The sequence below is a fragment of the Stappia sediminis genome, assembly GCF_009826895.1.
GTDB lineage: Bacteria > Pseudomonadota > Alphaproteobacteria > Rhizobiales > Stappiaceae > Hongsoonwoonella > Hongsoonwoonella sediminis.
Window position 1 is genome coordinate 76,360 of the sequence record NZ_WUMV01000007.1, and the last position, 22,181, is coordinate 98,540.

Below are 22,181 nucleotides of genomic sequence, written 5' to 3' on the forward strand. Positions count from 1 at the left end.
CCCGATTGGCCCGAAAGAGAGCCGAACAAAAGCGCGAAAGAGACAAATCAGGAGACCTGTAAGATGGCAGCCAAGGAAGTTAAGTTTTCGACCGACGCGCGCGACCGCATGCTGCGCGGCGTCGACATCCTCGCCGATGCCGTGAAAGTCACGCTCGGCCCGAAAGGCCGCAACGTCGTTATCGACAAGGCCTTCGGCGCACCGCGCATCACCAAGGACGGCGTTTCGGTGGCCAAGGAAATCGAGCTTGAGGACAAGTTCGAGAACATGGGCGCGCAGATGGTGCGCGAAGTCGCCTCCAAGACGAACGACGTCGCCGGCGACGGCACCACGACCGCGACCGTGCTTGCCCAGTCGATCGTGAAGGAAGGCACCAAGGCTGTTGCCGCCGGCATGAACCCGATGGACCTGAAGCGCGGCATCGACCTCGCTGTGCAGGCCGTCGTGAAGGATCTGGAAGGCCGCTCCAAGACCATCAACACGTCTGAGGAAGTGGCTCAGGTCGGCACGATTTCCGCCAACGGCGAAAAGGAAATCGGCGAGATGATCGCCGAAGCCATGCAGAAGGTCGGCAACGAGGGTGTCATCACCGTCGAGGAAGCCAAGTCGCTCGAGACCGAGCTCGAGGTCGTCGAGGGCATGCAGTTCGACCGCGGCTACCTGTCGCCCTACTTCGTCACCAACGCCGAAAAGATGGTGGCGGATCTCGAGAAGCCCTACATCCTTCTCCACGAGAAGAAGCTTTCCAACCTGCAGGCCATGCTGCCGGTTCTTGAGTCGGTCGTGCAGAGCAGCCGTCCGCTCCTCATCATCGCCGAGGACGTGGAAGGCGAAGCGCTTGCCACCCTCGTGGTCAACAAGCTGCGCGGCGGCCTGAAGATCGCCGCCGTCAAGGCTCCTGGCTTCGGCGACCGCCGCAAGGCCATGCTGGAAGACATCGCCGTGCTCACGGGCGGCACCGTCATTTCCGAAGACCTTGGCATCAAGCTTGAGAACGTGACGCTCGACATGCTCGGCACCGCCGAGAAGGTCAACATCACCAAGGAAGAAACCACCATCGTCGATGGTGCGGGCGCCAAGGAAGCGATCGAGGCGCGCGTTTCCCAGATCAAGGCTCAGATCGAGGAAACCACCTCCGACTACGACCGCGAGAAGCTGCAGGAGCGTCTTGCCAAGCTCGCCGGTGGTGTCGCGGTGATCCGCGTCGGCGGTGCGACCGAGGTCGAGGTGAAGGAAAAGAAGGACCGCGTGGACGATGCGCTGAACGCAACGCGCGCGGCTGTCGAGGAAGGCATCGTTCCCGGTGGCGGTACGGCTCTTCTTCGCGCGAAGAAGGCTGCAGAAGGCCTCTCCTCCGCCAACTCCGATATCGCGGCCGGCATCAAGATCGTGCTCCGCGCGCTTGAGGCTCCGATCCGCCAGATCGCGGAAAACGCCGGTGTCGAAGGCTCGATCGTCGTCGGCAAGGTGCAGGAAAACGATGACGCTTCCTTCGGCTTCAACGCCCAGACGGAAGAGTTCGTCAACCTCGTCGAGGCCGGCATCATCGACCCGACCAAGGTCGTGCGCACGGCGGTTCAGGACGCGGCTTCCATCGCCGGCCTCCTGATCACCACCGAGGCCATGGTCGCCGAGCTTCCGAAGAAGGAATCCGCGGCCCCGGCAATGCCGGATCCCGGAATGGGCGGCATGGGCTTCTAAGAAGCCTATAAAGCCGCCCATCATCAAAAGTGGCGAAGTGCGGCAACAGCCGACTTCGCTGGGCGGCATGGGCTTCTAATCAGCCCAAAAAGCGATACTCTCGAAAAGGCGGCCTCGGGCCGCCTTTTCTCGTTTCATTCGCCCGATCCTGGATGACGAAAATGTCCGCAGACCTGGAAACCCGCCTGACCGACCTGGAAGCGCAACTGGCCCACAATGCGCGAACGGTCGACGAACTGAATGAAGTCGTGACCGCGCAAGCGGACCTGATCGATCGTTTGACGCGCAAGGTGCAGGAGTTGACGGAAAAACTGGATGACATCGGCGATTTGGTCGAACCGGGTCACGTGATCGGCAAGCCGCCGCATTACTGAGGCGAATGCCGATCTGGCGAAACCAATATCCGGCTCAACCCGGCGTCAACGGTGCATATGCGCCGGCCGCCTCTTAATCCCCACAGGATTTCCGGCTATGGTCGCGAAACGAAATGATGCGCATCATCGCCGTCCGGCCAAATAGAATTCATCGACCGCATGACCCATTTATTGCCGATCGCCGCCCTCCTCCTCGGCTCAGCCCTTCTGCTGCTTGCCGGGGGGTTGCAGGGCCTGCTGCTTCCCTTGCGCGGTTCCATCGAAGGTTTTTCCGATACATCTCTCGGCCTGCTCGGGACGGGGTGGGCAATGGGCTATATCGCCGGGTGCGTGCTGACCCCGACGATCGTCAGCCGCGTCGGCCACATCCGGACCTTCGGCGTTTATTGCTCGCTGGCCGCGATCGCCGTTCTCTTGAACCTTCTGATCGTCGATCCCCTGGTGTGGATTCCCTTGCGCTCGATTTCCGGCTTCTGTTTCGCAGGCGCCGCGATGGTGGTGGAAAGCTGGCTCAGCGAACGCGCCACGCCCGAAACCCGCGGCCGCGTATTCGGCCTCTACACGATGATCAACCTCGGCGCCACGACGGCCGGGCAGATGCTTCTGACCCTCGGCGACCCCGCGGGGTTCTTGTTCTTCGTCATCGGCTCGATCATCTATTCCATGGCTTTGCTGCCAACCGCCCTTTCCACGGCGGCAGCCCCGGTCCCGCTCGCCCAGGCGCGCCTCGACCCGCGTGCATTGTGGCGCAACTCCCCGGTGGCCGTCGTCAGCGTTTTTCTTGCCGGCATGTCCAACAGCGCGTTCGGCACGCTCGGCGCCGTCTATGGGCGCCAGATCGGGCTTTCCGTCACCGAAATCGCCACGATGATGTCGCTGGCGCTCCTGGTTGGCGCATTGGTGCAGATACCCGTCGGCATGCTTTCCGACCGCATGGACCGGCGCATCGTGCTGACCGGGCTCACCGGCGTCGCATGCATCATCGGCTCCGCGCTCAGCTTTGCGGGTTCCCTGTCGGCGGCCGCCACCATCGCGCTCATCTCCGCTTTCGGCGGCATGATCTATTCCATGTATCCGGTGATCGTGGCACATGCGAACGACCATTCGCCGCCGGGAGAATTCCTCAAGACATCCGGTGGCCTGCTGATGCTTTTCGGTGCCGGGTCGATCGTCGGCCCGCTGTCCGCCGCACTCCTCATGAGCCTCACGAAGCCGGGCGGCCTCTTCAACGTCACCTCGCTTGCCCATCTTGCGATCGTCGGCTTCACCATCTGGCGCATGACGCAACGCGCTGCCGTGGCACCCGAAAACAAGGAAGAATTCATCTCCATGCCGTCAGGCGTGCGCTTCTCGACGCCGGAAACGCTCGCCATGGACCCGCGCGCGGAGGAGGAGCGCGAGGAGCTTCTCAGCGAGATGGAAACAGAAACAGCGGATGAAAAGCGGGACGGAAGGCTTGCCTCCGAGGATTGAGTATGGCATCAGGGCGCCATCATCAGGAGAAGGGCTGGCGCCCTCGCCAACCTGCCCCGGCCGGGCAAGGTGGTTTCCGCAAAGGGATGTGGCCGGAACTCCGGCAACCAAGCGGTCGAACGGGTCTACATGGCCCAGCTTGCGCCAGTCCTCCTCGGGAAACCGACGGAGGATTTTTTAATGTCGAGACTCGACCACACATTGTTCGATTCCTTTTCGGAAGTAGGCGTCACCGATACGCCGGAAGCTTCCCTTCCTAAGAGGAATTCAGCCGGAGAAGCACTTGAAAGATTCGTCCTCGATCACTTGCTGTCGATAAAGGTTTTCGGCGGTCTGCCGCTCCACCTTCCGGGACTTTCGTCCACGGAAAGGGAAGAACGCATCCGCGCGCTTCTCGGCTTGTGGGAAAGCGGATGCCGATGCGCTGTGGACGAAAGGCTCTTCGCAGACCTTCTCAAACGTTATGGCGAGGCCTCTACCCGGTTTCGGCAGGGGCGACGGGCTTAGGCCTGCCCTCCTCGTCGACCGCGACGAAGGTGAAGATCGCTTCGGTCACCTTCTCTCGCTCGTCGTAGCGGTGCCGGCGGGCCCAGGCCTCGATGCGGATCTTCATGGAGGAACGCCCGATTTCGCCGATCTCACTGTAGACGCAAAGCACATCGCCCACATGCACCGGGCGGATGAACTTCATCGCATCGACCGAAATGGTGACGACCCGGCAGCGCGCCCTCTCGCCCGCCGCGATACCGCCGGCAAGGTCCATCTGCGAAAGCACCCATCCGCCGAAGATGTCGCCGGCGGCATTGGTGTCGGCGGGCATGGCCATCGTGCGCAGCGTCAGATCGCCACGCGGTTGTTCTTCCTCGACCAATGCCTCGCTCACGCCGCCCTCCATCTTTGCCTCATGGCGAAACGATACCGGCATGCGCGCAAGCGCGAAAGGCTTGGAGTGGCTTTGCCGAAGCAGCACCCGTACTTTTCACCGCAAAAGAAAGGAGATCACGATCAACAACCAGAGCGGCATGGGCGCCGCCACCCAGATGAGGAGCGCAGGCAGGATCTGTGCGATGCGGCTGGACTTCATCATGTCGAATTCTCCTTTGGAGCGAAATTCAGACGAGGCCGAACTCCCAAACGGCAAGGCCGCAAAGAACCACCACGCCGGTGGCAAGTGCCGCCCTCGCGTTCGCGATAAGGGATCTGCCCACGGCATCGAGCCGTGGTTCTGGCATGGTAAGGGATTCCCTGGCCATCGATGCCAGCATGAGAGTGAAGGCCGCAAACCATACGAAGACGCCCGCTTCCGCGATCAGAACCACTGCTTTAAGCATGGCGAATTTCCCTCTCCTTGCCAGACGTCTTCATCCAGTCCGGCGTCATGACGCCGGGCGTGCCAAAGCTCGCGAGCCACAGGCTTTCGGCAATACGCTCCGCCGCATCGATCACCGCGCGAGCCGCTTCCGGCTCGAAAATTTCCCGCGCGACCGGGCGAAACAGGGCAAGCCACTGCCGGTAATCCTCCGGCAGAACGTTCTCAAGCGCCCTGTGGCTTTCCACCGGCTTGCCCTTGTAGGCACCGCTTTTCAGAAGCACCGAGTGCCAGAAGAGCTTCATCTTCTTAAGGTGTTCCGGCCAACGCCCCTTGAGCCTTGCCTCGAATATCGGGCCGAGGCGCGCATCCGCCCTGACGCGGGCGTAGAAGGCGTCGACAAGGCGCGAGATACCCTCGGCGTCGATCGCCGGGTGGGCGGGTTCGCGTTTCGGCGCAGGGCGAATGTCGATCATGGGGCACTCTTTAATATGCATTTCTTATGCATCTTTTAATTGCCAGCTTTTACCGCTAAAAGCAATACATACGGTGAATATTTTGCGGGACCCTGCCATGCGTCTCAATCAATCCAGCGATTTCTCCTTGCGAATTCTGATGTACCTTGGGCAAAGCGACACGCCGCAGACAGTGGAGATGGTGAGCGAGCATCTCGGCCTCGCCCGTTCGCACGTCATGAAGATCGTTGCCAAGCTCGGCCGGCTCGGCCTCGTCGAGACGAGCCGGGGCCGCGGCGGCGGCATTCGCCTCGGCAAGCGGGCGGAAGACATTCTGATCGGCGATGTCGTCCGCGAGATGGAACCCGATCAGGCGGTCGTCGACTGTCTCAAGGCCGGCCCGACGGTCTGCGCCTATCTCCCGCGCTGCGCCCTGAAGCCGGCCATGAAGGAAGCGGCGGATGCCTTTCTGGACTCCCTGAACCAGCACACTTTGGCCAGTCTTCTCGCAGGAACACAGGCCGCGCGCGCCCAAAATCGCGAAAAAGTCAAAGCGTGACTCTGATCACGTATAGAAATCGAAAACTCTCCTAAGTTCTTTCTCGGGCACAACGCCCCGACAACTGAAGGAGAGAGAAGATGAACAAGACGATTACACGGATTGCTTTTGCAACTCTACTGATTGCCGGTGTCACCGGTTCGTCCCTGAGCGCTTCGGCCATGAGCCCGGCCGGCGTTCCTCTTGCCCCGGCCAAGGCCACGGCCTCGGAGACGGCGGAAGTGATCAAGGTCGGCGGCCGGCACGGCCATCGCCATCACAGGCGCCATCGCGGTCACCGTAACTGGTACTATGGCGGCTGGGGCTGGGACGGCCACGGCTACTACGGCGGGCACTGCCGCTACTACAAGGTGAAGCGCTGGTCCAACTACCACGGCCGTCACGTCTGGCGCTCGGTCAAGCGCTGCGGCCGATACTACTAAGAGCCTTCTTGATTACGGTTCTCGGAAAGCCCCCGCGAAGGGGGCTTTTTCGATTCCGGCCCCATGCGTCACAGCGTTGCCGCCTGCTCCAGGAACTCCGGCCTTTCCAGACAGTAATATCCCGAAATGCGGCTGATGGTTCCCGCGCGCTTCCAGTCATTGAGCACACGGCTGACGTTTTCACGCGCGGCGCCCGCCATATTTGCGATATCGGCCTGCGAAAGCTTGTAGTGGATGAGCACGCGGCCATCCTCAAGCGGCTTTCCGAAACTTTCAGCCAGTTGCAGGAGCGTCTGCGCCACCCGGCCAGGCAACGGAAGGAAGGAGCGCGCCGCAAGAACGTCATTGGCCTGGCGCAGGCGCTTGCCGACGATCGACAGCATGTGGCGGTAGACAGCCGGGTTTTCGTCGGCGAACCGTTCGAAGGCATGCTTTTCGATAAACGCGAGCCGGCTGGGCTTGAGCGCCGAAACCGTCGCGGAACGGGCGCGCCCGTCAAGAAGCGCCAGTTCGCCGACGATCTCGCCCGGGCCCATGACGGCGAGAAGCTGTTCGTCGCCTTCCACGCTCAGCATCGATACTTTCAGCGATCCCTCGAGAATGGCGTAACAGCCGTTGCCGGGATCGCCCGCCTCGAAAAGCGTCGCCCCCGCCTTCACCGAGAGCGGACGCGCGAGATTGGCAAGTTTTTCCGCGAGGTCATGCGACAGCCCTTCGAGCGAAAAGCTGTTTTCCAGAAACTGCCTGAGTTCGACCATCGATCCTGCCCCTTGCGACGGTTTTCCGGCATCGCACCCGCCTCAACTATCGGGATTAAAACCTCGACCTGGCATCATCTTAAGGCGAATTCGCCGATGCCAAAGCCATTATTGTGATCTTCGTCACTGGTGAGGGCCAGACCATCGCTTATCTTGAAAGGCATAGACACCGTTCCTCCCAGACCACCCGGTGTCCTGACCTCCCCTCCTGAAAGGCCTCGTCCCCGCGGGGCCTTTCTTTTTTTCTAGGGATCTGGAGCGAATTCCGGTCACGAAAGCGATCCCGCTTTCGTGGAAAGCGCACTAGCGCGTCAGAAAAGATAAATGTCCTTCTCAATGAGCAATACGTCGAAGCGGTCGCTTTCCAGGAAGCTTTTCTGGACTTCGCGCGACCTGATCTTCGCCGGCGGCTCCAAGCGGCGCAACCGGTCATCGGCAATCGCCGGCGTGCAAAGCACGACCGCCTGATCGTAAAGCCCGTTGAAGCCGCTCCAGACATGCTCGCCCAGCTCTTCCGGGCCGGCGGGAAACGGAAGGTCCCGCCCGCGCGGCAGCACCTTCAGGCCGCGCTTTTCGAGTTTCCTGCGAAACCTGAGTGCCGGGCGATCCTCGACAAAGGGAGAGACGATGGCCGGACGGTTCTTCCGCGCTTCCACCACATCCATGACGATGCGGGCAAAACGCGAAAAGCGCAACAAGCCGTCCTGAACGAAAATGAAATCCGGCGAGCGCTGGAAATAGTCCTCGAAACGCTGGATCTGCCCCGAAACCTCGGCAAACAGCGTCTCATCCGGCAGGAGGCGCAGGCGGCTTCGCCACGCATACCAGCGCACTTTCGGAAACCCCTTGTCGAAATAGCGCAAAGCCTCCATGGAGACCGGATCCCAGCCGTTCGTCATCGAAACCGTCACGCCGACGAGCGTCTTGTGGCCGGCATCGTCCAGTTCGTCGCGAAGCGGCAGATACTCGCGCGACCAAAGGTCGGATACGGTGAGACAACCGATGGCGGTCAGATGCCCGGCCACCGCCAGTTCCCGGATCGCCCGGTCGACGCCGAAGGAGAGGCCGTATTCAACTGAGGTCAGGGTAATGCGCTTCATCGGGCAGACTTTAGGGAAAGTGTTGTGAAGCGCAATCCGGGAATGGTGCCTGACCCGGAATTTCTTCGCGAAATCAGAGCGGAAGCGGATAGACCGGGTCTCGCGGGTCCTTATCGGGGCTTTCCACGCGGTAGACCACGATATTTTCGAGCGTGACGCCCTTGACCCTGCGCGGGACGGTCGCGACCTGCTCTGCCCGCGCAAAGCGCCGCAGCAGTCGCTCAAGGCCCGGATCGCGCTTTGCCGGAGCGACGAAGAGCGCCGGCGACGTCACGAGGCTCACCGGCTGTGGCACCTGCATGACGTAGCGGATACGATCGTTCACCTGGACGACGGGCAATCCGCCCCGCAGCGAAAAAGCGAGTTCGGCATTGAGGTAATACCGATCGGTCGCGATCCAGCCGGCCCCTTCGCGCTCCGCGATTTCGGAAAGCTGGTTCGCCACCGCGTCCCAACCGCGCGTCTGCTGCGTCGGGTCCTTGCGCCCGAACGCAGCCGTGAGCGGATGAACGGCGTGAACGAGAACGAGGAGCGACACCACGAGACCGAGCGGAACTGCGGTCGCGGTCCACCTGCGCCAGAAACCGGCGTCCGCGCACGGCGGATCGGCGGCGACAAGGGCTGCCATCATCACGAAAGCCGGAAAGATCGGCGCTGGCCAATTGCCCTGAACGCGCGCATGAAAGGCATGGAAGACGAGATAGGCGAGGAACGGCAGGGTCGTGAGCAGGACGAGGCCGGCCTTTTGATCCCCAGCCCAGGTGCGCGAGATGACGCGGCCCGCGCCGGCAGCGGCGAGAACGGCAATCAGCGGATTGAGCAAGCCTACAAGCGCGCCGGCGAGCTCGCCAAGGTACTTCAGCGTCCAGCCCTCGGGCACCGCCCGGCCGAACTGCTTGTGAAACGACGCCCATTCATGACCGGCGTTCCACACGATCACGGGAACGAAAACAGCGAGCGCCAGAATGCCGCCTGCCCATAGTTGCCAGCTCTTCAGCCAGCGCCGCGCCTGTGGCATCAACAAAAGCCAGAGCACGATGCCCGCGCCCAGAAACAGGACCGAATATTTCGCAACAAGGCCGAAACCGGCGAAAAACCCGATCGCGAGCCACCAGTTCGCGTTTTCGGACCGAACCAACTCCGCGAGTGCCCAGAGCGACAAACCCCAGAAGAAGACGGACGGCGCGTCGGGCGTGGCGATCACGCTGCCGACCCCGATCAGGATGGTGGCATTGAAGAAAAGCACCGACCAGCCGGCGGCTTTCCGCCCGAACAGGATATCGGCCGTGCGCCAGAGAAAGAGCGATCCAATGGCCGCCGAAAGCACGCAAACCACGCGTATCGCGAAGGCGGTATCGCCGAAGAGCGCCTGACCTGCCGCGATCCACCAGCCGATCATCGGCGGATGGTCGTAATAGCCGAAGGCGGGCGACAAGCCCCACAGGCGATAATAGGCCTCGTCCTCGGCAAGACCGGCGTTGGCGGCAACGAGAAGGCGAATGCCAGTCAGCACCAACACGAAGAGGACGAGAAACCCCGGCCTCAGCCAGACCGGCAAAGCCGGCTGCGGCTCACGCACCCCTTCCCCCACGTTCAGACCCTGCGCCAGGTCAGCACCGAGCTTGCGGCATAGTTCCACACCGCGCCCATGGCGGCACCGGCGGCACCGGCGACGAACCACACCGCCTGATTTTCAAAGATCAGGTTGGCGACGCCAACATTGGCGAGAACGCCGACGCTGCAGACGGCGTAGAACGTGAGCAGTCCGCGAATGACGGAAAGCCCGCGCAGCCTGCGATCGCGATAGGTCAGGCGATTGTTGAGGAAGAAATTCCATGTCATCGCCACGAATGTCGCGATCGTCTGGGCGGAGATGAACGGCACGCCGAGCCCGTCCAGAACCAGTTTAAGCGCGGCCAGATGCACCAGCACGCCGGACGCCCCCACCATGCCGAACATGAGGAAACGCACGGAAACGAGATCGCCGAAAAGCTTGGCGACGAGCAGGCCCAGATAGTCGAAAGCAACCAGCGTATCGAGCTTGCTTTCGCCATGCAGACGCTTGCGGAAGGTGAACGGAAGTTCCTTGATGCGTAAGCTCCCCTTGGCGCTTGCCACAAGGTCGAGAAGGATCTTGAAGCCTTGTGCGGACAATTTCGGCGCAAGCCTTTCGACTTCCTCACGGCGGATCATGAAAAAGCCGCTCATCGGGTCGGACAGGCGCACGTGCAAGAAGACGCGGGCCAGCGAATTTGCGAAATCCGAACCCCAGGCGCGTATTTTCGAAAGACCGGAGCCGACATCGCCGCCTTGCGCGTGGCGGCTGGCGGCGACGAGATCGGCCTCATCGCTGTTCAGCAGGTTGTACATGCGCGGCAGCAGGCTTTCGTCGTGCTGCAGGTCGGCATCCATCACGGCGACGAATTTGGCGGATGAGGCGAGCATCCCTTCGACGCAAGCGCCCGAAAGCCCGCGCCGGCCAATGCGGCGGATCACGCGCACGCGCGGGTCGTGGGCCGCGATATCGCGCGCAAGCTCAGCCGTGCCGTCCGGCGAATTGTCGTCGACGACGATCACTTCCCAGGCGATATCGCCAAGCGTGGTATCCAGCCGGCGGATCAGCTCGGAGATATTCTCGCGTTCGTTATAGGTCGGCAGCACGATGCTGAGATCGGCAACGCGGGGGTCGGCAACGCGGGGGCCTTCGCCCGCCTGCTCGTCCGCTCCGGCGGAAGTTTTCGCACTCACCAGCATCGGTTTCCGTTTTCCAGCTTGCCGCGTCTCAGACCGCTTTTGCCGCAAGATATGCCCGGGAATGTGGCGGCTGATAGAATTCCGCGCGGAACATAGACGGATAGCGCGCCAATGCAAGCCTTCTCGCCGCCTTGCCCGTTCAACAGGTTTCGTCTAGGACAACCCGCAGCAAATACGCCACAACTGTTTACTGCCGGAACGGACCATTCAAGCCGATGGCAAAAGTGAAGAACAACAAGCTGAAAGCCCGCCTGCCGCGCGGCTTTACCGACCGCTCCGCCGCGGACATCCGCGCGACCGACGAAATGCTGTCGAAAATCAGGACGGTTTTCGAGCGTTACGGCTTCGATCCCGTAGAGACGCCCGCTTTCGAATATACCGACTGCCTCGGCAAGTTCCTGCCCGACACCGACCGGCCGAACGCCGGCGTCTTTTCGGTGCAGGACGACGACGAGCAGTGGATGAGCCTGCGTTATGACCTCACGGCCCCGCTCGCCCGCCATGTCGCTGAAAACATAAACGAAATCCAGCTACCCTACCGCACCTACCGTGCCGGTTACGTTTACCGGAACGAAAAGCCGGGGCCGGGCCGCTTCCGCCAGTTCATGCAGTTCGACGCCGACACGGTGGGCGCTGCCGGCGTTCAGGCGGATGCGGAAATCTGCATGATGGCCGCCGACACGATGGAAGCGCTCGGCATCGCCCGTGGCGCCTACGTGATCCGCGTAAACAACCGCAAGGTTCTGGATGGGGTGATGGAGGCAATCGGCCTTGGCGGCGAGGAAAACGCCGAGCGTCGCCTGACCGTCCTGCGCGCTATCGACAAGCTCGACAAATTCGGGCCGGAAGGCGTGCGCCTACTGCTTGGCGACGGGCGCTGGGATGGCGGAGAAGAAGGAAAAGGTGACTTCACTAGAGGCGCAAGGCTCGATGACGAACAAGTTGATACGGTGATGAAGTTCACCGCCGGAGTAACGCACGGCTTACCCACCAGCAAGGGTGGTTCTGATCGCGATCTCGGCGACATGAAGACATGGTCTATCGATGGCGAAGAATATTTCACAGACAACAGGACAACGTGCCTCACTTTACTACATTCCGTACGTGATAACCCATTGGCAAAAGAAGGGCTAAATGAGCTTTTACAAATTGCGAGCCTTGCAGAAAGCGCTGGTTATGGCTCGCGCAGAATTCTAATCGACCCCTCCGTCGTGCGCGGCCTCGAATATTACACCGGCCCTGTTTACGAGGCCGAGCTTCTGTTCGACGTGACGAACGAGAAGGGCGAGGTCGTGCAGTTCGGCTCCGTCGGCGGCGGCGGGCGCTATGACGGGCTCGTCAAGCGTTTCACCGGGCGCGACGTTCCCGCGACGGGCTTTTCGATCGGCGTTTCGCGCCTTGCCACAGCTTTGAAAAACCTCGGCAAACTGGGGACCGACGATGTGGTGCCGCCCGTGCTCGTCACCGTCATGGACGGCGACACCGAAGCTCTCGGGCGATATCAGAAGATGGCGCAAGCGCTTCGCGATCATAGATCGGACGACTATCCAAACGGCATCCGCGCGGAGATGTATCAGGGCAACTGGAAGAAATTCGGCAACCAGCTCAAATACGCCGACCGGCGCGGCTGTCCGCTGGCGATCATCCAGGGCTCGGACGAGCGCGAGGCAGGCGAAATCCAGATCAAGGACCTGATCGAGGGCAAGCGGCTTTCCGGCGAGATTACCGACAACGTTACCTGGCGCGAAAGCCGCCCGGCGCAGGTCACCGTGAAAGAGGCCGAGCTTGTGGAGCGGGTGAAGGCCATGCTTGCCGAACAGGCCGAAGACCGGGCAAAGGCGGGGAACTGACATGAGTGCTGCGGAAGACCGTCTCGCCAAGCTGATTTCGCTGTTCGAAACGCGCGGACACACGCGCATCGACCCGCCGATCCTGCAGCCGGCCGACGTCTTCCTGGATCTCACCGGCGAGGATATCCGCCGCCGGCTTTACCTCAGCGCCGATCAGGACGGACGGGATCTTTGCTTGCGTCCCGATTTCACGATCCCCGTCTGCCGCGCGCATGTGGCGGAAAACAAGGCGGAAACGGCAGCACGCTATTGCTACGGCGGCCCGGTTTTCCGCCAGCGCCCGGGCGGAACCGGCGAGTTTCTGCAAGCCGGCGTGGAGGATATCGGCCGCACGGACCGCGCGAACGCCGATGCCGAGGTTCTGGCGCTCGCGCTCGACGGCCTTGGCGAGATGGGGGCCGACGACCTTTCGGTCAGGATCGGCGACGAAGCGCTGTTTACAGCGGTGATCGACGGTCTCGGCCTCCCCGCCGTCTGGAAGCGGCGGCTGCGCGACCTCTTCGGCGAGCGTGATCAGCTCGATCAGGCGATATCGCGCATGGAAGGTCAGGCGCGCGACGGCGAGGATGGCGCGCGCACGGGCGTGCTGGCAGCGCTTGAAGGCTCCGACCCGGAAGCCGCGCAGGCGATTGTGGAGGATCTGCTCTCCATCGCGGGCATCGCCACCGTCGGCGGGCGCACGGCAGGAGAAATCGCAGAGCGTTTCCTGGAACAGGCCGCCCTTTCAAGCCGCGAGGGAATTGCCGATGAAGCGGCAAGTACCCTCAAGCGGTTTCTCGATATTTCCGGCGCGCCGGATGCGGCAATAGAGAGCCTGAAGGCTTTTTCAGCCGATACGGGCATCGATCTCGCAGCCCCTTTAAGCAACTTCGAAGCACGACTGGAGGCACTGGACGGTACGAAGGCCGCATCCGTCCCCATCAGCTTTTCCGCCGATTTCGGCCGCAGGCTCGACTATTACACCGGCTTCGTGTTCGAGGTGCATGACGCCAGGAACCGGGACAAGGGCCAGATCGTCGGCGGAGGCCGCTACGACAGGCTGCTTGAGCTTCTGGGAGCTTCGATGAGCATCCCGGCGGTCGGTTTTTCCATCTGGCTCGATCGGATCTGAGGGCGTCATGACGAAACTCACCATCGCCATACCCTCCAAGGGCCGGCTGCAGGACAACACCCACGCCTTTTTCGCCCGTGCGGGCCTGACGATCGAACGGCCCGGCGGCGACCGCAACTATCGCGGCACGCTGAAGGGCTTTCCCGACGTCGAGATCGCGTTTCTTTCGGCCTCCGAAATCGCGCGGGAAATCGCCGACGGCTCGGTGCACATGGGTGTCACCGGTATCGATCTCGTCGAGGAGAACATTTCCGCTCCATACGAGAAGACGCATCTGGTGACCGCTCTCGGTTTCGGCCACGCCGATGTGGTGATCGCCCTTCCAACCGCCTGGATCGACGTCTCGACGATGGCCGATCTTTCCGATGTCGCCTCGGATTTCCGCGCCCGCCACGGCAGACGGCTTCGCGTTGCCACGAAATACGTGAACCTGACGCGGGCGTTTTTCGCGAAAAGCGGCATCGCCGACTACCGGATCGTGGAAAGTGCGGGTGCTACCGAAGGCGCCCCTGCGGCAGGTGCGGCGGAAATGATCGTCGACATCACTTCGACAGGTTCGACGCTGAAGGCCAACAACCTGAAGATACCCGACGACGGGGTCATGCTGCGCTCGCAGGCGCACCTCGTCGCGTCGCTGACGGCGACCTGGTGCGACGGGGCGCTGGCGGCGGCGCGTGCGATCCTGGATCAGGTGGCGGCGGAGGAAATCGCCCGGAAAACCAAGGAAATACGTGCCGTTCTGCCCGATCCGAAAGCGGCAGCGAAACAGGCCGCGATGGAGTTCGGATGCACGACGCCCTTCGGCGACGAAGGTGCGCCGCTGGTGCTGCATTGCCCGGCGCGCGACGTTCCGGCATGCGCCGCCATGCTGAAGGCGCTGGGTGCCACGCATGTGAATGTCGTGACACTCGACTATGTGTTCGAAACGGAGAATCCCCTTTACGATCCCCTGCACGAAAAGGTGTCGTGACGAGCAATCGTCCATCGGGAACGCATAGGGAATGACATGAATATCACGGAGCTTTCAGCCGTTTCTCTGTCGGAAGGCATCCGCTCGCGCCTGTTTTCCTGCCGGGAAGTGATGATCGCCTTTCTTGACCGGATCGAGGCGGTCAATCCGAAGATCAACGCGATCGTCAGCTTGCGCGAGCGCGAAGACCTGATCGCGGAGGCGGACGAGCGAGACCGCGAACTCGACCAGGGCATGTGCCGGGGCTGGCTGCACGGCGTGCCCATGGCGGTGAAGGATCTCGCGGCGACGAAGACAATTCCAACGACGCTGGGTTCGCCGATTTTCAGGGATTTCCGGCCGACTGAGAATTCCATCATGGTGGACCGGCTGGTCGATGCCGGCGCCATCCTGATCGGCAAGACGAACACGCCGGAATTCGGCCTCGGCTCCCACACCTACAACCCGGTGTTCGGCCCGACGCGAAACCCGTACGACCCGACGAAGACCGCCGGCGGGTCGAGCGGGGGCGCGGCCGCCGCCCTTGCGGCAAGACTTATCCCCGTTTCCGACGGCAGCGACATGATGGGCTCGCTCAGGAACCCGGCCGGGTACAACAACGTCATCGGCTTTCGCCCGAGCTATGGCCGCGTGCCGTCCGGACCGGCACCGGAAATCTTCCTTGACGGCATGGCCACTGACGGCCCGATGGGCAGGAGCGTGCGCGATGTCGCCATGCTCTTGTCGGTGCAGGCGGGATATGACGCGCGCGCGCCGCAATCGCTCGACGGGAACGGATCGGAATTCGCGGGCGCGCTTGACTCCAGCATCAAGGGCAGCCGGATAGGCTGGCTCGGCGATCTTGACGGGCATCTGCCCTTCGAAGAGGGAGTGCTGGAGCTTTGCCACGCCGCGCTCGGCATATTCGACACGATGGGGGCGAAAGTGGATCCCGTATCGACGGGCTTCGACCTGGAAAGCGTTTGGAAAGCCTGGGTGACGCTTCGCCATTGGCGAGTGGCGGGGCGGATCGGGCCGCTTTACGACGATCCGGAAAAGCGAAAGCACCTGAAGCCGGAAGCGATCTGGGAAGTCGAAAGCGCCAAGGCCCTTGCGCTTGAAGATATTCAGGCGGCTTCAGCCGTGCGCAGCGCGTTCCACCGGGCGATGCTGCGGCTTTTCGAAAAACACGACTTCCTGATCCTGCCGTCGGCGCAGGTCTTCCCCTTCGATGTCGATCTCGACTGGCCGAAGGAAATCGCCGGACGGACCATGGACACATACCACCGCTGGATGGAAGTGGTCGTGCCGGTGAGCCTGCTCGGCCTGCCGGCGATATCCATGCCGGCCGGATTTTCTGAAGACGGCCTGCCGATGGGCATCCAGATCATTGGCCGTCCGCGCGCGGACCTGAAGGTTCTAGAAATCGCCAACGCCTACGAGCGGGCGACACACTGGCTGCCGCACAAGCCGGCAATCGCCGAATAAAAAAAGACCGCTTCAGATGAAGCGGTCTTGGGCAAACCGGCTTGTCGAGGCAATCGGCAACTCCGGAACAGCCTGAAGTTTCGCTTTCAAAGGCCGGCCCCGCCACAGGGAACAAGGATCATCACTTCGGAACCGGCTGGAAAGCCCTGCGGGCGGGCCCGACGAGGCAACGTGGATAGACGCCCCGGGCCCTGGACTTTCCGAACCCGTCTACGACACCGGCTGGCAACCGGATCACCCCATATTTGCCGCGACGCCCTTCAATCCCGCCGGTCGGCGTAACGCTGCTCTTCTTCGTAATAGGCATCGAAGCCGACGCGCCGCCGCAGTTCCGCGAAATCGAGCAGCATCTCCTGCGGATGCCGCCCGGCCTTCATGGCCTCCAGCGCATCGCGCATCGCCTTCATGGCGGCTGAAAGGATCGTCAGCGGAAAGGCGGCCAGATGATATCCGATCTCCTGCAGTTCGGCGGGGGGCAGGATCGGCGTTTCGCCGCCTTCCACCATGTTGGCCATGTGCCAGCCGGGCACCTCGCGGCAGATCGTCTCCATCTCCTCGCGCGATTTGGGCGCTTCGACGAAGAGGATATCGGCACCCGCTTCCCTGAAGGCCTGGGCGCGGGCAATCGCCTCGTCGAGGCCATGACCGTGGCGGGCATCGGTACGGGCGAGAATGAGAATGTCCTCCCCCTGCTCACGCGCGTCGACTGCCGCCTTGATGTGATCGACCGCGTGGACCCGGTCGACGACGAGCTTGCCCTTCGTATGGCCGCAGCGCTTGGGCGCGACCTGATCCTCGATCATGACCGCGGCGAAACCCGCGCGCGCGTAACCCTGCACCGTGCGCTTGACGTTGAGCGCATTGCCGTAACCCGTATCGCCATCGCCGATGACGAGCGCGGTGGTGGCCGCGCAGACATTGCGGCCCTGATCCACCATCTCGCCATAGGAAATCAGCCCCGTGTCGGGCAAGCCGAGCCTAGCGGCGGAGACGGCGAAGCCGGACATGAAGGTGACCGGGAAACCGGCCTCCCCGATCATCTTCGCCGAGAGGCCGTCATAGCAGCAGGGCATGACGGTGAGGCCGGGCTTCTCGAGATGGGCGCGCAGGCGTGCGGCGGGGCTTTGCATGACTGAACTTCCAGGTTGGTCAGAGTTTGAAGGGAATATAGAGCGCGATATCCGGCAGAAGGTATATCAAGGCGACGCTTGCAAGCATGAGAACGAGGAACGGCCAGACGCCCGAGGAAACCTCCCCCATCTTCGCCCGGCCCACGGCCTGTATCACGTAAAGGTTCAGCCCGACCGGCGGTGTGATGAGGGCGCATTCCACCATGATGACGAAGAAGACGCCGAACCATATCGGATCGATGCCGAGCGCGAAAAGCGCGCCTGAGAGAACCGGCACCATGATGAGCATCATCGAAAGGGCTTCGAGCACAAGACCCATCACCAGAAGCACGAGGCCCACCAGCAGCACGAAGAAGGCAGGGCTCGACACATGTTCGGTCAGGAAGACGGAGATGTCCTGAGGGATGCGGTAGAGCGTGATCGCCTTTCCGAAGACCTTGGCCCCGGCAATGATGAGAAGGATAGCCACCGTCGTCGTCATCGCCTCCATGACGGCGTCACGCAGCTTCGGCCAGTCGAGCGTCCTAAGCACGACACCGACGACGACGAGCGCACCGAGAAAGCCGATCGCCGCAGCCTCCGTGGGAGTGAAGACGCCGGCGTAGATGCCCGCGATCACCAGAACCGCGAGAAGGATCGTCGGCGAGGCGCGGCGAAGCGTGCTCCAGCGCTCGTCCCAGCCGGCTTTCGGGCTTGGCTCGTAATCGGCCGCGAAACGCGCGAAGACCATGGAATAGAGGACGAAAAGCACGATCAGGATAAGGCCCGGCCCGACGCCCGCGAGAAAGAGCGAAATGATCGATTCCTCGGTAATCACGCCGAAGACGATCATCGGGATCGACGGCGGAATGAGGATGCCAAGCGTGCCGCCAGCGGCAAGCAGGCCCAGCACGAAACGGCGCGGATAACCGCGCGCCGTCATCTCCGGGATCGCGACCGTGCCGATGGTGGCGGCAGTCGCGACGGAAGAACCCGAGATCGCCGCGAAGATGCCGCAAGACAGGATGGTGGCGACCGCAAGACCGCCCGGCCAGTGCCCGACCCAGGACTGGACGGCGGCGAAAAGATCCCGCCCGACGCCGCCCTTCAAAAGCACATTCGACATCAGCAGGAAGAGCGGTACGGCGATAAGCACGAAACTGTCCGCCGCCGAAAGAAGGCCCTGGGGCAGCATGAGCGGGGAAAAGCCGCCGACGACAAGCAGACCGAAGCCGAGACCGGCGAGCGCGAAAGCGACCGGAATGCCGATCAGGAGCAGGCCGAAAAGCGCAAGGAGAATGAAAACCGTGGTCAAGCGTGGCTCCCGCTTTCAGTGGTCTCGGGCGGCGTATCGGCAGGCCCCTCGAACGCGACGCGGAGCGCCTCTACAAGCGCCTGAAGGCTCAAGAGCGTGAAGCAAACGGGGATCGCCGCCTCGTTCCACCAGGCCGGAACATCGAGCATGGAACCGGTGGTGCGGCCGCGCGTAAACGAATCCGCGGCAATATCGAAGGCGTACCAGACGGTGACGGCGGCAATAAACGCGATGAACAGCAGCACGACGACCTGCTGAAGATGTTTCAGGCGCGGCGGCAGGGCATCCGTCAGCACCGTAATGGCGATGTGCTGGCGACGGTGAACGAGTATGGCCGCGCCGGCGAACGTTCCCCAGACTAGAAACAGGCGCGACAGTTCTTCCGCCCAGATGGTGGGCGCGATGAAGACATAGCGCATGAAGACCTCGTAGCCGAGCATGAGCGCGGTGGCGAAATAGGCCCACGCCGCAAACTGCCCGAGAGCCGCGGAAAGCCGGTCGATAATGCGGAACATGAAAGCTCTCGATGAAAGGCGGCGCGGGCGGGCCCGACCGGACCGCCCGCACCCGCAGGAAGGTCAGTTCTGGAAGCCGCGCGCAGCTTCCAGGATCTTCGCGCCCAGATCGCCCGAGGCCGCAAGATACTGGTCGTAGACCGGCTGCGCAGCCGCCTTCCAGGCGTCGATCTCTTCTTCCGTAGGCTCGTAGACCGTCATGCCGTTTTCCCTGGCGGCATCAAAAGCGGCGGCTTCGATATTGCTCATTTCGTCGCGAACCGTATTTTCCGCCTTGAGAGCCGCCGCCTGAATGATCTCCTTGTGCTCCTCCGGCAGGCCTTCCCAGAAGTCCTTGTTGACGACGACGATGAACTCGATATCGGCATTATTGGTGACGGTGATCGTGTCCATCACCTCCCACAGATTGCGGCTCTTGACGCCCGATACGCCAGTCATGCCGATGTCGACGGTGCCGCGCTGGTAGGCGATATACTGCTCGGAGCCGGAAATGAGCGTCGGCGCGCCGCCGGCCGCCTCGATCCACGTGCCGAGCGTCTTGCCGAAGACGCGCACCTTCTTGCCCTTGACGTCTTCCGGTGTTTTCACCGGACCGCCATTTGAGAGCAGGACCACGCCGCCGTAGGCCTGCCACCAGAGCACCTTCGAGCCCGTTTCCTCGATCGCGGCGTCGATCGGCCCGCGCACCGGGCTGTCGGGCGCGACCGCCTTGCGCACCAGTTCCTCCGAATTGAGAAGGAACGGCATGTAGAAGACGTCGACGGCGGGAATATCGCCCACATAACGGGTGAGCGAGGCAACGCCCATTTCGATGGCGCCCGAGCCGACGGCCTGGGGAACCTCGTTATCCTTGTAAAGCTGGGCGGAATCGTAAATCTCCACGGTGATGTCACCGTTGGAGTTCTTCTCAACCTCATCCTTGAAAAGCTGCAGGTTCTGCCCGAGGTGGCTCTTCATGGGAAGCTGCAGGGAAATGCGCAGGGTGGTTTTTTCGGCAAGGGCCGCTGTGACGGACAAGGCAAGCCCGGCAACGGCGCCGACGATAAGACGGCCAATTTTCATCGTTTCCTCCCGATTGAACGTCTTGATGGACATCGTGATGGACATCGTGACGTTTCTTCACCGAGGACGGCGGACCGGACGCACCCGGCAGGCAGCGCCGCCCCCAAGGGAACACGATTAAATACGACTTATCGAGTGAACCGCAACCGTTCGCCAACTATATCCCGCACATTCGCACGTAACGTCAGGACGGGCGCTTCAACGCCTGCCTTTCGGCTTCCACCTGCTGGCGCACGCAACACCCTTCAAGATGGTCGTTAACGAGCCCCATGGCCTGCATGAAGGCATAGGCCGTCGTCGGGCCGACGAAACTCCAGCCGCGCTTCTTCAGGTCCTTCGAAAGGGCGGTCGACGTCGGCGTTTTGGCAAGATTTCGAAGCGTTTCGCGGTCCATCGCGGCCGGGCGCTCGGAAGGGTCGGGCTCGAAGCTCCAGAAATAGGCGGCGAGCGAACCTCGCTCGTCCGCCAGTTCGCGGGCGCGCCGCGCATTGTTGATCGTGGAGACGATCTTCGCGCGATGGCGAATGATGCCGGCATCCTTCAAAAGCCGCTCCACATCCGCATCATCGAATTCGGCAACCTTGCAAAAATCGAACCCGGCGAAGGCGGCGCGGAAATTCTCCCGCTTCCTCAGGATGGTGAGCCACGACAGGCCCGACTGAAACCCCTCAAGGCAGATCTTCTCGAAAAGCCTTATGTCATCGGTGACGGGCCGGCCCCATTCCTCGTCGTGATACCGCAAATAATCCGGCAGGTTGCCGTGCCAGAAGCACCGTGCCTTGCCGTCATCGCCGATCAGGACCCCGTCCTCGCCGCCTGCCATGCCTTCCTCCAGCAAATCTTCAAGGGACCGGGCGACGGCCGTCGCACCTCGGTTCCCATATGTTTCTGTTTTGTTCTATACACCCTGCCGGGCCGTGGCAAGAGTATGGGCAGCCCTTCCACCGACCGTCAGGCGCGGGCGGGGACGCGCCGTCAGGCGAACAGCGCGTCGATATCGTCCTGGGAAGCAACACCTTCGTCGGTTTCGAGCGACGGACCATTGAGAAGTGCCGCATCGCCTTCGCGCGAGGGCATCGCGTCCGGCTCGATCCCATTGAAGCTTTCGATGCCGCCCCAGATCTCCATCATCTTGATGATACGCTCCTCGATGAAACGCATCGCGCTGACGACCTTGGTGATACGCTGGCCCGTCAGATCCTGGAAATTGCAGCTCTCGAAAATCTGGATAACGCGTTCCTGGATGTCGTTGACGAGCTGCTGGTCCTGACCCTGGAGGCGTGCGCTCAGAACACTGGCCGTTTCGTCGATGAATTCGGCGGACGCGAGAATATTCTCCGTTGCGCCTTCCGTGCCGAGGACAACGGCGTCAAGCTCGTCCGTGACGCGGCACATCTCCTGGCTTTCGCTGCCGGTCGTGCGGTGAAGTGTCGCGATCTCGCGCTTGGTCTCGCCGATCGCATCGTAGATGGCGTCAAGCTCCGCCTTGAGCTTGACGGCTTCGCCGAGCTCCGACTTGAACTTCTCGATCATATGCTCGCCAAGCTCGTCGACGGGCCTGATCAACTCCTTGATCTCGGCGATTTCCGTCATAAGCTCGCGAAAATTCTCTGCGTTTTCCGAGCCGCCCGCGTCAACCGCCCGCTCGCGTGCGGACAAGAGCGCTTCTGCCCGAAAGGCCCTCCTGATCGCCGTCATATCCTGAAAACCCCCACCTACCCGTTGGCAAGCGACCTTTGCCGGTCGCGCTCCTTCTTGAAATTGCAAAGCTTTATAATGGCGAGGGTTTAAGGAATTGTTCCCTGCACGGGAATTTCGCGCTATCAAGCACTCAACCCAACGCTATCCAGGCGTGAAAGGTTTCGTGTAAACTTGCC

22 protein-coding genes and 1 riboswitch are annotated in these 22,181 nt (G+C 62.1%); of the genes, 9 read left to right on the forward strand and 13 right to left on the reverse strand.

The window, feature by feature from the left end:
* Positions 1-63 precede the first annotated feature (63 nt).
* The 3 genes from groL to GR183_RS14710 all read left to right on the forward strand — a co-directional run bounded on the left by groL (position 64) and on the right by GR183_RS14710 (position 3,548).
* Complete coding sequence (gene groL, locus GR183_RS14700) at positions 64-1,701, forward strand: chaperonin GroEL (RefSeq protein WP_160776416.1); 1,638 nt, start codon at positions 64-66, stop codon at positions 1,699-1,701.
* A 161-nt stretch (positions 1,702-1,862) separates the two neighbouring features.
* Positions 1,863-2,075: a SlyX family protein gene (locus tag GR183_RS14705; RefSeq protein ID WP_160776417.1), complete on the forward strand. Its 213-nt coding sequence runs from the start codon at positions 1,863-1,865 to the stop codon at positions 2,073-2,075.
* A 159-nt stretch (positions 2,076-2,234) separates the two neighbouring features.
* On the forward strand, positions 2,235-3,548 hold the full coding sequence (locus GR183_RS14710) for an MFS transporter (protein ID WP_160776418.1): 1,314 nt from the start codon (positions 2,235-2,237) through the stop codon (positions 3,546-3,548).
* 14 nt (positions 3,549-3,562) lie between these two features.
* Positions 3,563-3,669, forward strand: a riboswitch (SAM-I-IV-variant riboswitch).
* Between the two features lie 354 nt (positions 3,670-4,023).
* Here GR183_RS14710 and GR183_RS14715 read toward each other — a convergent pair.
* From GR183_RS14715 to GR183_RS14725, 3 genes are all read right to left on the reverse strand, one after another.
* Complete coding sequence (locus GR183_RS14715; protein ID WP_160776736.1) at positions 4,024-4,443, reverse strand: acyl-CoA thioesterase; 420 nt, start codon at positions 4,441-4,443, stop codon at positions 4,024-4,026.
* 217 nt (positions 4,444-4,660) lie between these two features.
* Complete coding sequence (locus GR183_RS14720) at positions 4,661-4,879, reverse strand: hypothetical protein (RefSeq protein WP_160776419.1); 219 nt, start codon at positions 4,877-4,879, stop codon at positions 4,661-4,663.
* Positions 4,872-5,333 (reverse strand): group III truncated hemoglobin, encoded by a 462-nt coding sequence (locus tag GR183_RS14725; RefSeq protein ID WP_202396117.1) that lies wholly within the window; start codon positions 5,331-5,333, stop codon positions 4,872-4,874. Before GR183_RS14725 ends, GR183_RS14720 begins: the two co-directional genes overlap by 8 nt.
* Positions 5,334-5,430: 97 nt before the next feature.
* Here GR183_RS14725 and GR183_RS14730 point away from each other — a divergent pair, with 97 nt between their 5' ends.
* A complete protein-coding gene (locus GR183_RS14730) occupies positions 5,431-5,871 on the forward strand; it encodes an Rrf2 family transcriptional regulator (protein ID WP_160776420.1) in 441 nt (146 codons plus the stop codon).
* A gap of 80 nt (positions 5,872-5,951) precedes the next feature.
* Positions 5,952-6,293: a hypothetical protein gene (locus GR183_RS14735; protein WP_160776421.1), complete on the forward strand. Its 342-nt coding sequence runs from the start codon at positions 5,952-5,954 to the stop codon at positions 6,291-6,293.
* A gap of 68 nt (positions 6,294-6,361) precedes the next feature.
* On the opposite strand, the gene GR183_RS14740 is transcribed toward GR183_RS14735, so the two are convergent.
* The 4 genes from GR183_RS14740 to GR183_RS14755 all read right to left on the reverse strand — a co-directional run bounded on the left by GR183_RS14740 (position 6,362) and on the right by GR183_RS14755 (position 10,815).
* Positions 6,362-7,051, reverse strand: coding sequence for a Crp/Fnr family transcriptional regulator (locus GR183_RS14740; RefSeq protein WP_160776422.1), 690 nt, complete (start codon positions 7,049-7,051; stop codon positions 6,362-6,364).
* A gap of 311 nt (positions 7,052-7,362) precedes the next feature.
* Positions 7,363-8,151 (reverse strand): ChbG/HpnK family deacetylase, encoded by a 789-nt coding sequence (locus GR183_RS14745; RefSeq protein WP_160776423.1) that lies wholly within the window; start codon positions 8,149-8,151, stop codon positions 7,363-7,365.
* A gap of 73 nt (positions 8,152-8,224) precedes the next feature.
* Entirely contained in the window at positions 8,225-9,730 is a 1,506-nt protein-coding gene (locus tag GR183_RS14750) for a glycosyltransferase family 39 protein (RefSeq protein ID WP_160776424.1), read from the reverse strand.
* A 14-nt stretch (positions 9,731-9,744) separates the two neighbouring features.
* The gene (locus GR183_RS14755) at positions 9,745-10,815 is read right to left on the reverse strand and encodes a glycosyltransferase (protein WP_312846843.1); all 1,071 of its coding nucleotides are present in this window, start codon (positions 10,813-10,815) and stop codon (positions 9,745-9,747) included.
* Between the two features lie 305 nt (positions 10,816-11,120).
* Here GR183_RS14755 and hisS point away from each other — a divergent pair, with 305 nt between their 5' ends.
* The 4 genes from hisS to GR183_RS14775 are packed head-to-tail and all read left to right on the forward strand — an operon-like array spanning position 11,121 to position 16,303.
* Positions 11,121-12,755, forward strand: a complete 1,635-nt coding sequence (gene hisS / locus GR183_RS14760) for a histidine--tRNA ligase (RefSeq protein ID WP_160776426.1) — start codon at positions 11,121-11,123, stop codon at positions 12,753-12,755.
* Between the two features lies 1 nt (position 12,756).
* A complete protein-coding gene (locus tag GR183_RS14765; RefSeq protein WP_160776427.1) occupies positions 12,757-13,866 on the forward strand; it encodes an ATP phosphoribosyltransferase regulatory subunit in 1,110 nt (369 codons plus the stop codon).
* A 7-nt stretch (positions 13,867-13,873) separates the two neighbouring features.
* Entirely contained in the window at positions 13,874-14,836 is a 963-nt protein-coding gene (gene hisG, locus GR183_RS14770; RefSeq protein WP_160776428.1) for an ATP phosphoribosyltransferase, read from the forward strand.
* 36 nt (positions 14,837-14,872) lie between these two features.
* Positions 14,873-16,303, forward strand: a complete 1,431-nt coding sequence (locus GR183_RS14775) for an amidase (protein WP_160776429.1) — start codon at positions 14,873-14,875, stop codon at positions 16,301-16,303.
* Positions 16,304-16,563: 260 nt separating this feature from the next.
* On the opposite strand, the gene GR183_RS14780 is transcribed toward GR183_RS14775, so the two are convergent.
* The 6 genes from GR183_RS14780 to GR183_RS14805 all read right to left on the reverse strand — a co-directional run bounded on the left by GR183_RS14780 (position 16,564) and on the right by GR183_RS14805 (position 22,002).
* Positions 16,564-17,433, reverse strand: coding sequence for an isocitrate lyase/PEP mutase family protein (locus GR183_RS14780; RefSeq protein ID WP_160776430.1), 870 nt, complete (start codon positions 17,431-17,433; stop codon positions 16,564-16,566).
* Positions 17,434-17,452: 19 nt separating this feature from the next.
* Positions 17,453-18,727: a TRAP transporter large permease gene (locus GR183_RS14785; RefSeq protein ID WP_160776431.1), complete on the reverse strand. Its 1,275-nt coding sequence runs from the start codon at positions 18,725-18,727 to the stop codon at positions 17,453-17,455.
* Positions 18,724-19,242, reverse strand: a complete 519-nt coding sequence (locus GR183_RS14790) for a TRAP transporter small permease (protein WP_160776432.1) — start codon at positions 19,240-19,242, stop codon at positions 18,724-18,726. The genes GR183_RS14785 and GR183_RS14790 overlap by 4 nt, the downstream gene beginning before the upstream one ends.
* Positions 19,243-19,305: 63 nt before the next feature.
* Complete coding sequence (locus GR183_RS14795) at positions 19,306-20,304, reverse strand: TRAP transporter substrate-binding protein (protein ID WP_160776433.1); 999 nt, start codon at positions 20,302-20,304, stop codon at positions 19,306-19,308.
* A 184-nt stretch (positions 20,305-20,488) separates the two neighbouring features.
* The gene (locus GR183_RS14800; RefSeq protein WP_160776434.1) at positions 20,489-21,127 is read right to left on the reverse strand and encodes a DNA-3-methyladenine glycosylase I; all 639 of its coding nucleotides are present in this window, start codon (positions 21,125-21,127) and stop codon (positions 20,489-20,491) included.
* Between the two features lie 152 nt (positions 21,128-21,279).
* A complete protein-coding gene (locus GR183_RS14805; protein ID WP_160776435.1) occupies positions 21,280-22,002 on the reverse strand; it encodes a protein phosphatase CheZ in 723 nt (240 codons plus the stop codon).
* Positions 22,003-22,181: the final 179 nt, after the last annotated feature.